This is a genomic window from Siansivirga zeaxanthinifaciens CC-SAMT-1 (genome assembly GCF_000941055.1).
GTDB lineage: Bacteria > Bacteroidota > Bacteroidia > Flavobacteriales > Flavobacteriaceae > Siansivirga > Siansivirga zeaxanthinifaciens.
Genome location: NZ_CP007202.1, coordinates 1,195,085 through 1,207,338 on the forward strand (window position 1 = coordinate 1,195,085; position 12,254 = coordinate 1,207,338).

General features: G+C 33.1%; 15 protein-coding genes. All 15 read left to right on the forward strand.

Annotated features, from left to right (window positions below; all coding sequences use genetic code 11):
* The first annotated feature begins 46 nt into the window (after positions 1 to 46).
* The 15 genes from gcvH to AW14_RS05360 all read left to right on the forward strand — a co-directional run bounded on the left by gcvH (position 47) and on the right by AW14_RS05360 (position 12,253).
* The gene (gene gcvH, locus AW14_RS05290) at positions 47 to 427 is read left to right on the forward strand and encodes a glycine cleavage system protein GcvH (protein WP_044637874.1); all 381 of its coding nucleotides are present in this window, start codon (positions 47 to 49) and stop codon (positions 425 to 427) included.
* Positions 428 to 449: 22 nt separating this feature from the next.
* Entirely contained in the window at positions 450 to 794 is a 345-nt protein-coding gene (locus tag AW14_RS05295; RefSeq protein WP_044637875.1) for a VanZ family protein, read from the forward strand.
* Positions 795 to 858: 64 nt separating this feature from the next.
* Positions 859 to 1,581, forward strand: a complete 723-nt coding sequence (locus tag AW14_RS05300; RefSeq protein ID WP_044637876.1) for an energy transducer TonB — start codon at positions 859 to 861, stop codon at positions 1,579 to 1,581.
* Positions 1,582 to 1,708: 127 nt separating this feature from the next.
* Positions 1,709 to 2,512: an energy transducer TonB gene (locus AW14_RS05305; protein WP_052647437.1), complete on the forward strand. Its 804-nt coding sequence runs from the start codon at positions 1,709 to 1,711 to the stop codon at positions 2,510 to 2,512.
* A 117-nt stretch (positions 2,513 to 2,629) separates the two neighbouring features.
* A complete protein-coding gene (locus tag AW14_RS05310; protein ID WP_044637877.1) occupies positions 2,630 to 4,729 on the forward strand; it encodes a gliding motility protein RemB in 2,100 nt (699 codons plus the stop codon).
* Between the two features lie 160 nt (positions 4,730 to 4,889).
* The gene (cyoE, locus tag AW14_RS05315; protein ID WP_084708778.1) at positions 4,890 to 5,834 is read left to right on the forward strand and encodes a heme o synthase; all 945 of its coding nucleotides are present in this window, start codon (positions 4,890 to 4,892) and stop codon (positions 5,832 to 5,834) included.
* Between the two features lie 2 nt (positions 5,835 to 5,836).
* Positions 5,837 to 6,418: a cytochrome c oxidase subunit 3 gene (locus AW14_RS05320; protein WP_044637878.1), complete on the forward strand. Its 582-nt coding sequence runs from the start codon at positions 5,837 to 5,839 to the stop codon at positions 6,416 to 6,418.
* Positions 6,419 to 6,555: 137 nt separating this feature from the next.
* A complete protein-coding gene (locus AW14_RS05325; protein ID WP_044637879.1) occupies positions 6,556 to 7,536 on the forward strand; it encodes a cytochrome c oxidase subunit 3 in 981 nt (326 codons plus the stop codon).
* A 21-nt stretch (positions 7,537 to 7,557) separates the two neighbouring features.
* Positions 7,558 to 7,947, forward strand: coding sequence for a cytochrome C oxidase subunit IV family protein (locus AW14_RS05330; RefSeq protein ID WP_044637880.1), 390 nt, complete (start codon positions 7,558 to 7,560; stop codon positions 7,945 to 7,947).
* 84 nt (positions 7,948 to 8,031) lie between these two features.
* Positions 8,032 to 8,754, forward strand: coding sequence for a hypothetical protein (locus AW14_RS05335; protein WP_044637881.1), 723 nt, complete (start codon positions 8,032 to 8,034; stop codon positions 8,752 to 8,754).
* On the forward strand, positions 8,741 to 9,481 hold the full coding sequence (locus AW14_RS05340) for an SCO family protein (protein ID WP_044637882.1): 741 nt from the start codon (positions 8,741 to 8,743) through the stop codon (positions 9,479 to 9,481). The genes AW14_RS05335 and AW14_RS05340 overlap by 14 nt, the downstream gene beginning before the upstream one ends.
* Positions 9,474 to 10,010, forward strand: coding sequence for a DUF420 domain-containing protein (locus tag AW14_RS05345; RefSeq protein ID WP_044637883.1), 537 nt, complete (start codon positions 9,474 to 9,476; stop codon positions 10,008 to 10,010). The genes AW14_RS05340 and AW14_RS05345 overlap by 8 nt, the downstream gene beginning before the upstream one ends.
* 11 nt (positions 10,011 to 10,021) lie before the next feature.
* Positions 10,022 to 10,240, forward strand: a complete 219-nt coding sequence (locus tag AW14_RS05350; protein ID WP_044637884.1) for a membrane protein — start codon at positions 10,022 to 10,024, stop codon at positions 10,238 to 10,240.
* An 89-nt stretch (positions 10,241 to 10,329) separates the two neighbouring features.
* Entirely contained in the window at positions 10,330 to 11,031 is a 702-nt protein-coding gene (locus AW14_RS05355; RefSeq protein WP_044637885.1) for an ABC transporter ATP-binding protein, read from the forward strand.
* A complete protein-coding gene (locus AW14_RS05360) occupies positions 11,024 to 12,253 on the forward strand; it encodes an ABC transporter permease (protein WP_044637886.1) in 1,230 nt (409 codons plus the stop codon). The genes AW14_RS05355 and AW14_RS05360 overlap by 8 nt, the downstream gene beginning before the upstream one ends.
* Position 12,254 lies beyond the last annotated feature (1 nt).

Consider the following 12,254-nt stretch of genomic DNA (forward strand, 5'->3'; position numbering starts at 1 on the left):
AGCTTTTGAATAAATACATTTGTTGCTTAAAACTAAAATTAATTAAATGAACATCCCATCAGAATTAAAGTATACTAAAGATCACGAATGGATTAGTATAGACGGAGAGATAGCTACCATAGGTATTACAGATTTTGCACAAAGTGAATTAGGTGATATCGTTTATGTTGAAGTTGAAACAGTCGATGAAACCTTAGCAGCAGAAGAAATTTTTGGTACTGTGGAAGCTGTAAAAACGGTTTCTGATTTGTTTTTACCGCTATCGGGAGAAATTATAGAATTTAATGAAACGTTAGAAGACGATCCAGAAAAGGTTAATAACGACCCTTACGGCGATGGTTGGATGATTAAAGTAAAATGTTCAGACTTGTCTGAGGTTGATAACTTATTGTCTGCAGACGAATATAAAGCCCTAATAGGTGCTTAAAAAAGGGTTATTTTTAATAACAATGGCTTATACTGTTGCATTAACAGTTGCATGCCTTGTTAATATTAATAAATTCCCAAAAGTTGACATATCTTTTTTCGATAAAATATTTCATAGTATTACATATTTGGTATTAACCCTCCTTTGGTTTAGTACCTTTTTTTTTAACTTTAATTACAAAAGAAGCAAGGCATTATTGTATGCAGCTGGTTTTTCTTCTGTTTTTGGTATAATTATTGAAGTATTACAAGGGGTGTTAACGGTTAATAGATCGGCAGACATTTATGATGTTTTAGCCAATTCACTAGGCGTTCTATTGGCCGGATTATTTATAATATTAAAACGAAAAACAGCTATTAAAAATTAATAAAGACTTGCTTAATTGATAAATAAATAGTTATTTTAGCAATCTTGAAAAACGATTAAAAATTATGGAACCTAAAAAAAATCCTCAAGCTAACGTTGGACGTAACAGTTCACTTTATTTTGCAATTGGATTAGCATTAATGCTTTTCTTAACTAATTTCGCTATTAATTACAAAACATACGATAAAAAAGTAGTGGATATAGGTGAATTAAATCTTCAAGAAGAATTTGAAGAAGAAATCCCTTTAACACAACAGTTGCAAACACCACCACCGCCACCACCACCACCAGCTGCTCCTGAGCAAATCGAGATTGTTGAAGATGAGGTAGAGGTAGAAGAAACTGTAATTGAGTCTACAGAAGTAAATCAAGAAACTGAAATAGTAAAAGTTGAACACGTTGAAGCCGTTGAAGCTGTAGAAGAAGACGTTGAGGTTCCTTTTGCTGTAATTGAAAACGTACCTGTTTTTCCAGGATGTGAGAAAGGTAATAATCAACAGAAAAAAGATTGCATGTCTAAGAAAATCTCTGAGTTTGTTGGTAAAAAATTCAACACAGAACTTGCTAGTGACTTAGGATTATCTGGAAGACAACGTATCAATGTTATTTTTAAAATTGACAAAACAGGTTCTATTACTGGTATTAAAGCAAGAGCTCCGCATCCAGGTTTAGAAAAGGAAGCTGCGCGTGTAATTGGTTTATTACCTCAAATGAAACCAGGTATGCAACGTGGTAAGCCAGTAACTGTACCTTACTCATTACCAATAGTTTTTCAAGTACAAGATTAAATTTTAGGCCTTTTTAAAAGGAGCTTATTATAAATTAAAATCCCGTTACAGTTTTTGTAACGGGATTTCTTTTTTGGTATGCTTATTGAGACTTTATCATAATATTAACATTTTAACTATAACTATTATGAGTAATTTAAAGAAAACTCACGAACTCATTCGGGAAAATGAGCAAATCGTGAAAAAATCACAAAAGCATGAAGCGAATTTACAAAAAAACTCCACCATTTATTTTCAAGTGGGTTTAATTGTTTGTTTGTTATTTGTCTATGGATTGTTGGAAATGAAATTTAAATCGCCTATTCCAGAAGATTATGGCGATTTGTATTTCCCTGACAAGAATACCGAAATTAGCATCGAAAATTTTAAGGTTTATGTAGAGCCCAAGGAACAAATGCCTCAACCAAAATCAACAAAATCTGTTGTTTTAACTAAAACCCCTGAAATTATTCCAGACGATGTTTTAGAGCCTAATACTTTAGATATTATTACCGCCGAACAAAACACAACTTCAAATGTGCCGCTAGGTGTTGGCGATATAGGCGTTATTGATGATGTCGATGATCCTGTTGAATTTGATTTTATAAGAGTAGAACAAGTGCCTATTTATCCCGGTTGTGAAAACAAGAAAACCAACCAAGAACGAAGCAAATGCATGTCCGATAAAATAACAAAATTAGTACAATCTAAATTTGATACTAGATTGGGAGGCGACTTAGGTCTTACGGGTAAGCAAGTTATTCGAACTCAATTTAAAATTGATAAAACGGGGCGGGTTATAGATGTTAAAGTTCGCGCTCCACATCCCGATTTGGAAAATGAAGCCAAGCGCGTTATTAAATATATTCCAGATATGACACCCGGGAAACAACGCGATAAAAATGTTGGCGTTATATATTCTCTACCAATAGTTTTTAAAGTTGAAAATTAAAACCAAAATATAAGTTAATTTAAGCCGTTATTTTTTAGAGGATAACGGCTTTTTTAATGACTGCATTCTTAAAAATATAGTATCTTTCCACTCAAAATCAATTCAACTTTTAATTTCATGAAGAGATTCTTAGTGATACTTTTCGTTTTTGTGCAAAGTTTTAGCTTCTCGCAAAGTAAAATGTTTTTTGAAAAACCACCAGTTTTTTCCAATTGTGACTCGGTCGCTGTTAAAGATTTACAATCTTGTTTCGATACTCAAGTTTTTAAGCTTATTCACGAAAATTTTAAAACCCCCGAAAAAGTTTTAAAAGATGATTACCGTGGCGAATTACGCGTGCTTTTTGATGTAGACACTACCGGCGTATTTCATATTATATATGTAAATTCGGTTTACCAAGAGCTAAAAGACGAGGCGAAACGTGTGTTTTCAAATTTTCCAAAGGTATATCCATCAACTTATAATGGCAGGAAAATAGATAAACAGTATACGGTTACTATTAAAATTCCTTTAGAAGAAAATAATTATACAAACAAGCCTGTCGATGAAATAAAGAAAGTAAATAACATTGAAGCGCATGCTAAGGCTGAAATGGATAGTATTAATACCTCGATAACGGCGTATGAAAATAAAGCCTTTTCCAGTCAGTTAAACGTGCCTTTTACTCATGCCGATTATTATAAGTTTGACCGACAAATGAATGTTATTGGTGCTAACAGTCACACGGCCTCTAAGCCCTTTGTGTACGAGGAAGTCTCCCGATATTATGATTTTGATTTAGAAACTAAGAAACTACAAAAAACCACAAGTACTTGGGGCGGTAGAAAGTTATGGAATGAACATTTAGTGCAAATTCAAACGAAGGATTATTGGTTTACCTTCGATCCAATTCTAGATTTAGAACTTGGAAAAGATACAGAAGCCGATTTTAATTACACGTTTAATAATACGCGCGGTATAAAAGTTCAAGGGGGGTTGGGTAGTAAACTTAACTTTTATGCTACCGTTTTTGAAAGTCAGGGGCGTTTTGCACAGTATGTAAACACATACGCCGAAAGTTTAAAGGCTTTCGGGCCAGATCCTGCTATTGTTCCAGGGCGAGGCATTGCCAAGCGTTTTAAAACCGATGCTTACGACTATCCGGTTGCAGAGGCTTATTTGTCGTTTGCTCCAACTAAGTTTATGAATATTCAGTTTGGGCATGCCAAGAATTTTATTGGCGATGGTTATCGGTCGTTGTTATTGAGCGATGTTGCTAGTCCGCACCCATTTTTAAAACTCAACACTTCTTTTTGGAAAATAAAATACACGAATACCTGGATGTGGTTAAAAGATGTTAGGCCAGAAGTACAGGAAGATGGTGCGTTTTTAACTAAATACATAGCAAACCACTATTTAAGTTGGAATGTATCTAAACGCTTTAATTTAGGATTGTTTGAATCGGTGATATGGACAAACTCGAATAACCGAGGTTTTGATGTTAATTATTTGAATCCGATTATTTTTTATCGCGCCATAGAGTTTGAAACGGGTCAAGATGCCGGAAATGCTATTTTAGGCGCAACAGCTAAGTATAAATGGAATGATTGTGTTAATGTTTACGGACAATTTATTTTAGATGAGTTTTCCTTAAGTGATGTTAAGGCAGGGGAGAAAAGTTGGAAAAATAAATTTGGCTATCAATTAGGCGCAAAATATTTTAATGCTTTTAATGTTGAAAATTTAATGTTACAGTTTGAATATAATCGTGTGCGACCCTACACATATTCTCATAACACCATTGCTACCAATTATGGTCACAATAACCAATCGATGGCACATTTGTGGGGTGCCAATTTTAGTGAAGCGATTTTAATTGGGCGCTATTATTTAGACCGTTGGTTTGCAAATGCGAAATTGATTTTTGGTGTTCGAGGTTTAGATTTTAATGATGGTGTGGATGATTTTAGTTACGGTAGCGATGTATATAGAAACTATAACGACCGTCCGTTTGATAAAGGTGTTGAAGTAGGGCAAGGCAATAAATCGAAGGTATTTAATGGGAACTTACAAGTTGGGTATTTAATAAATCCGGCTTCTAACTTGAAGATTTTTACCGATATTACGTATAGGAATTTTAACCCAGAAGCCCAAACTTTAACAGCTTTTAAAAGCAATACGGTTTGGTTTAATTTTGGTGTAAGAACCGATTTGTTTAACTGGTATTTCGATAATTAATAGCCTGTTATTTTGCGTTAGGGATAGTAGTGGAAATCCTTTTTGAGAGGCACGAACAAAAAGATTGTAACGTATAGCCCGACCTTTAGGGAACGCCCTGAAAATTTCTGTAAAAATCTCGTTTTAATTTACTTGTAAAAGCATTGCTAAAAATGGTTTTATGAAGTATCTTTGCACTCGCTATTTAAAAGCGATTAAGGAAATAGAAAGATTGGGGAATACAAAGACGTCATTAGCAACACCTTCGGTTGTTTCAGATTTTAAGGAAATTACAAAAATGCGTTTGGCGTTAAGTGTGGTTTTCTCGTCTGTTGCAGGCTATTTATTGGGTGTTGATACCGTAAATTATAAGACTTTAATTTTGTTAGCATTGGGCGGCTATTTTATGGTTGGTGCATCGAATGCTTTTAATCAAATTATTGAGAAAGATTTAGATGCTCTAATGCATAGAACTAAAAACAGACCGGTTCCTGCTGGACGCTTATCGGTAACTTCGGCTTTTGTTATAGCCAGTGTTTTTACTTTGTTAGGCATTGTTATCTTGTATACCATAAACAAGCAAACAGCGATGTTTGGTGCCATTTCTATTTTTTTATATACCTGTGTTTATACCCCTTTAAAAACTAAAACGCCTTTGGCTGTTTTTGTAGGTGCTATTCCGGGAGCGATTCCGTTTATGTTAGGTTGGGTCGCTGCTACAGATAATTTTGGTATTGAACCGGGTACGTTATTTGCTTTGCAGTTTTTTTGGCAATTTCCGCATTTTTGGGCTATAGGTTGGTTTTTATACGACGATTATAAACGTGGTGGTTTTTATATGTTACCAACCGGAAAACAAGATAAGGGAACAGCGGTGCAAGTTGTTATGTATACCATCTGGACTATTATTATTTCTGTGTTGCCTGTTTTTGGTTTTACGGGAACTTTGCATTTGTCTGTTGTTGCGGCCGTTGTGGTTTTTATTTTAGGTTTAGTTATGCTTAATTACGCGATTCGTTTATTTAAAGATATGACGGTAAAAGCGGCGCGAGTTTTAATGTTAGTAAGTGTTTTGTATATAACACTTGTGCAAATTGTATATGTAATTGATAAATTTATAAGATAACCATGGATTTAACTCAAGGTACTGCAGAGGAAAAAAATAACCGAGCAAAAAAAATGATGCTTTGGTTTGGTATTATTTCGTTAGTGATGTCTTTCGCTGGTTGGACGAGTGCTTTTGTTGTAAGTAGCTCTAGGCCCGATTGGTTAAAAGATTTTCAATTGCCTAACGCGTTTATTATTAGCACGGTAGTTATTATAATTAGTAGCTTAACCATACTGTTAGCTAAAAGCGCACTTAAAAAAGGTAATAGGAATGCAACGACTATGTGGTTGCTTGCAACTCTAGTTTTAGGAGTTGTTTTTATTTTTAATCAGTTTTCTGGTTTTCAACAAATAATAAATTTAGGATATAATTTTACAGGGCCAACAAGCAATGTAACGATGTCTTATATTTATTTAATCGCGGTGGTTCATATTTTACATGTTGTGGTAGGGCTTATTTGTTTGCTGGTTGTAATTTATAATCATTTTAAACTACGTTATAGCGCAACTCAAATGCTAGGCTTTGAGCTGGCTTCAACGTTTTGGCATTTTATTGATATTCTGTGGGTGTATCTCTTTTTGTTCTTATATTTTGTAAGATAAATTTTATTTATATTTCATAAAAAATTGTAATGTATTGAATGGCATTTGTTTATCCTTTTTAAAAATTACTGTTGTATATTTCATTAGATAAATAAAATGATTATTTTTGTCCAACTTAAAAAAAACAACCAACATATATGAGTACTACAGTTGCAACTACTGAAATAGCAGGTAAAACTTGGGCGGGAGGTAACGAACCTTTAAAAGCAAGTTACGGTAAGATGATGATGTGGTTTTTCATCGTTTCTGATGCTTTAACGTTTTCTGCGTTTTTAGCTGCCTACGGATTTTCTAGATTTAAATTTATGGATGCGTGGCCTATAGCTGATGAAGTTTTTACCCACGTTCCTTTTTTACACGGACAAGAGCTACCAATGATTTATGTGGCTTTTATGACATTTATTCTTATTATGTCTTCTGTAACAATGGTTTTAGCTGTTGACGCTGGTCATCATTTAAATAAAGCAAAGGTTACTATTTATATGTTTTTAACCATTATTGGTGGTTTAATTTTCGTTGGTTCTCAGGCTTGGGAATGGGCAACTTTCATTAAAGGTGATTTTGGAGCTGTACAAACAAAAGGTGGAAACATTTTACAGTTTGTTGATACAGATGGTCACCGAGTAGCTTTACGTGACTTTGTGGTTGCTAATGAAAAAGAGCGTGTTCAACATGAAAGCAGAAAAGGTATCTGGTATTTAAGTGAAGGTACGTTGCCAACATATACCATAGATGAAGTTATTCATGGTTTAGAGGCGCATCCAAATGTTTTGGTTAGAACCCAATTACTTAATGAAGAAGGCGAGAAAACAGTATTGTCTAGAGAAGCTTCTTTAGCTAAACTTAAAAAAGATGGAAAATTAGTTGTTGAAGGAGCTAATTTACATGTAAATGAATATGGTTCGCCATTATTTGCAGACTTCTTTTTCTTTATTACTGGTTTTCACGGATTTCACGTATTTTCTGGAGTTGTACTTAATATCATTATTTTCTTTAATGTAGTTTTAGGAACTTACGAGAAAAGAAAAAGCTACGAAATGGTAGAAAAAGTTGGTTTATACTGGCACTTTGTAGATTTAGTTTGGGTATTTGTATTTACATTCTTCTACCTAGTATAATTTTATTAAAAAGCATTTAAAATGGCACACGAACATAAATTAGAAATATTTAGAGGTACATTAAAGTTTAAATCGAATACTCAAAAAATTTGGGGTGTTTTAATCTTTTTAAGTATTGTTACAAGCGTAGAAGTTGTATTAGGTATTTATAAAGCCGATTTACCTTCTTTCTTCTCTGATCACATTTTAGGGATGAAAGTTTTAAACTGGATTTTTATTATTCTTACTTTAGTAAAAGCTTATTATATTACTTGGGATTTCATGCACATGCGTGATGAGACTACTGGTTTAAAACGTGCTGTAGTTTGGACAGCTATCTTCTTAATTCTTTATTTAGTATTTATTTTACTGCAAGAAGGTGGTTATGTATTTAGAGTTTATGATGATGGATTTATTAAAAGAGACTTTTAATAAATTATAGTTAAATAGAAATATTAAGGCGGTTTTTAAACCGCCTTTTTTTATTTTTGCAACGAAATAAATACAGGATATTTAATGGATTATAAAAAAGCGGGTCGCTATCTAGTTTTAGGAATTTTATTTTTTCTACCTGTTATGTTTTTATTGTTATTATACCCAGCTACACATAACTACACACCACTTGATATAGTAAATGAATCTGTTTTAGAACTTGATGGATTTAAATCTAACAAAGAAACTCCTGTACAATTAAAAGACCATATTACTATTTTGGGATTTTTGGGAAAAACGCCCATGAATCACGTTATTGCGGCATCGAATTTAAAGGAGTTAGTTTACGATAAATTTAAAGGCTTTAAAAAGTTTCAAATTGTAATTGTAGTTGAAAATGGCACCGATGCAGAAGTTGAAAAATTAAAATCTGAAATAAATAAGTATGAAGATATTAGATTCTGGCATTTTGTATATGGCAATACGAACCAAATTGAAAATCTATATAATAGTTTAAAATTCAAAACGCCTTTAAAAGCCGACCTTTCAACAAATAGTATTTTTATAATTGATAAAGATTTATACCAAAGAGGTCGCTTAGACGATAGAGAAGATAATGAAATAGAAACGAATACACCAGTTTATAAACTGTATGCCTACGATTGTATTGAAGTAGCAGAAATAAAGAATAAATTAAGTGACGATTTACGTATTTTATTCACAGAGTACAGACAAAAACGTAAAGGTGAATTCGATTCTTCAACCAGACGTGCAGACGATTTAAAAAATAATAATGAAAAAGAATAATTATTCATACATAGGCATAGCTTTTACCATCTTGGTTTTTGGAATTATTTTCGTTCCAAAAATTGTCGATCGTATTACTAATAATGATATTACCAGAAATGAAAGCCGAAGCGATTTTGCTAACAAAAACGGTGTAGAATCAGATTTAGCTTTTATTAAAATTAATGGGGAAGCTAAAAAAGTGCCTCTATTTTCATTTACCGATCAAAACGGTAAACTCATAACAAATAAAGATTATGAAGGTATAGTGTATGTTGTAGAATTCTTTTTTACAACGTGTCCGACCATTTGCCCTAGAATGAATGCGAATTTAATACAGATACAAAATACCTTTAAAGATTTTGATAATTTTGGTGTTGCGTCTTTCACTATTAATCCTGCGTACGATACCCAAGAGGTTTTGAAAGCTTATGCCGAACAATATGGTGTAACAAATCCAAATTGGCATTTAATGACAGGCGATAAAGATGCTATTTATAAATTATCTAACGAAGGTTTTAATTTGTACTCAGCTCAAGCCGAAGAAGTAGCTGGTGGGTTTGAGCATTCTGGTAATTTTGCCTTAATAGATAAAAACGGTTTTATACGCTCAAGAAAAGACCAGTACGGAAATCCAATTATTTATTATAGAGGTATTGCTTCAGAATCTGAAAAAATGGACGACGATGGTGAAGTGGAACAAATAAGTGCTTTAAAAGAAGATATTAAAAAGTTATTAAATGAGTAAGTTAAATCAAGTTTCAGACGATAAAAAGTACAATAAATTAATAGTAATTTTATCGGTTGCTATTCCTATTGTAGTGGCTATTTTATTTCGAGTTAGAATTCCTAACGTAGAACCATTATCTTTTTTACCTCCAATATATGCCACCATAAATGGTATAACAGCCTTGCTTTTATTGATAGCATTTTGGGCTATTAAAAATAAAAAAATAGTATTACACGAAAATTTAATGACAACCTCCTTATGGTGTTCGGTGATGTTTTTGGTTATGTATGTGGCATATCACATGACAAGCGATTCCACAGCTTTTGGTGGTGAAGGTGTTATTAAATATGTGTATTATTTTATTTTAACTACACATATTTTATTATCGGTCGTTATCATTCCTTTTGTTTTAATAACCTATGTAAGAGCGATTACAAATAATATTGAAAAACATAAAAAAATAGCACGTATTACATTTCCTTTATGGTTGTATGTTGCTGTTACAGGTGTTGTAGTTTACTTAATGATTTCTCCGTATTATAGTTAAATCGAATTTCTATGAAGTTTAAAATGGCGTCTATTATATTAGCTTGTGTTTGTTTTTTAGAAACAAATGCACAATGCGCTATGTGTCGTGCTGTTTTAGAAAGCTCTGAAGGAAAAACTGCAGCAGAGGGTATAAATGATGGTATTGTATATCTTATGGCGATTCCATATATACTAGTTGCGGGAATAATATTCTTTATTTATAAGAAATTCAATACGTTAAAAAAATAATAAAAGTTTTTTTTACACTTATTTGTAACATTTCTTTGTCTTGTTAGTCTTACTAGCGTAGCTAAGCTTCATTAAATCTACCAAGAAAAATGTTAGAAATTCGAAAATTACACAAATCCTATCCCATAGGAAATTCCAGTTTGCATGTTTTAAAAGGTATTGATCTTTCGGTGAAAGAAGGAGAAATGGTTGCTATTATGGGGTCTTCGGGCTCTGGGAAATCGACATTATTAAACATTATTGGCATGTTAGATGAAGCAGACGAAGGCGATTATATTTTAGATGGTTTACCCATTAAAAATCTTACCGAAAAAAAAGCAGCTATTTACAGAAACAAATTTCTTGGTTTTATTTTTCAATCTTTCAATTTAATAAATTACAAAAACGCCTTAGAAAATGTAGCACTTCCTTTGTATTATCAAGGCATGAAACGGAATCAGCGACTAGAGTTGGCTATGTACCATTTAGAAAAGGTTAGTTTATCAAATTGGGCACATCACTTGCCAAAAGAACTATCTGGGGGTCAAAAACAACGTGTGGCGATCGCAAGAGCATTAGCTGCTAATCCGAAATTACTTTTAGCCGATGAGCCTACTGGAGCACTAGATACAAAGACTTCTCACGAAATCATGGCTTTTATTCAACAGTTAAATGACGAAGGAAAAACTATTTTAATGGTAACTCATGAAGAAGACATTGCGAATATGTGCAAGCGTATTGTGCGTTTAAAAGATGGTGTTATTATGGAAGATAAAGTAGTAAACCAAATAAGAGCCGAGCAATATGTTTGATTTAGACCTTTGGCGCGAAATATTCCAAAGCATTAATAAAAACCGTACCAGAAGTTTATTGTCTGGGTTTACGGTTGCGTTTGCTATTTTATTATTTGCCATTCTTTTTGGTATTGCCAATGGTTTAAAAAATACTTTTAAAGAAGCCTTTGGTACCGATGCTAATAACTCCATAAGAATTTATGCCGGAAGAACCACCAAAGCTTATAAAGGACTTCAAATAGGCAGACAAATTCAGTTTAAAAATGAAGACAGAGATTTTATTTTAGATGAGTTTGGAGATAAAGTACAATACATAACATCTAAGGTTAATAAAAGTGTCAATGCATCCTATAAAGGTGAAAAAAACACCTACGAAGTTCGTGGCGTTTATCCTGAATATATGTATATCGAAAACAATAAAATAAAGGATGGGCGCTACATAAACCAGGGAGATATTGTGAACCGTACTAAAATCGTTGTTATTGGTAAAAAGGTTGAAACCGATTTATTTTTTAAGGAAAATCCCCTTGGTAAATATATAAATCTTAGTGGAATTCAATATAAAATTGTGGGCGTTTTTACAGACGATGAAGGTGAAAGCGAAGAAAGTGTTATATACATGCCTATTAGTACGACACAATTTATATATGGCAATAATGATTTTGTCGATATGATGCACCTAACGTATAATCCTAGTATGAATTCAGACCAAGCTTTAGCCTTTGGAAATTCTATTACAACCAAGTTAAAGCAAAAATTCTCGGTGGCAGAGAGCGACCAACGTGCCATCAGGCTTTTTAATATGGCACAAGGCACTAAGCAAGTCGATATCATGACTGCCAGTTTAACGGGTATTATACTCGTTATTGGTTTTGGAACCCTAATCGCTGGCATTGTTGGTATTAGTAATATCATGATTTTTATAGTTAAAGAACGTACCAAAGAAATTGGTATTAGAAAGGCATTAGGGGCATCGCCAGCATCTATAGTTTCAATTATTTTATTAGAATCTATTATCATAACAGCTATCGCCGGTTATGTTGGTTTGCTTATAGGTGTTGGTGTATTAGAGTTAATAGGGCCTAGTTTAGAAACCTATTTCATAAAGGACCCGGGTGTAAGTAATAGTTTAGTTGTTGGTGCTACCATCACCCTCATTATATCGGGAGCCATTGCAGGTTATTTACCAGCTAAAAAAGCGTCTCAAATTAAACCCATAATAGCCTTAAGAAACGATTAAT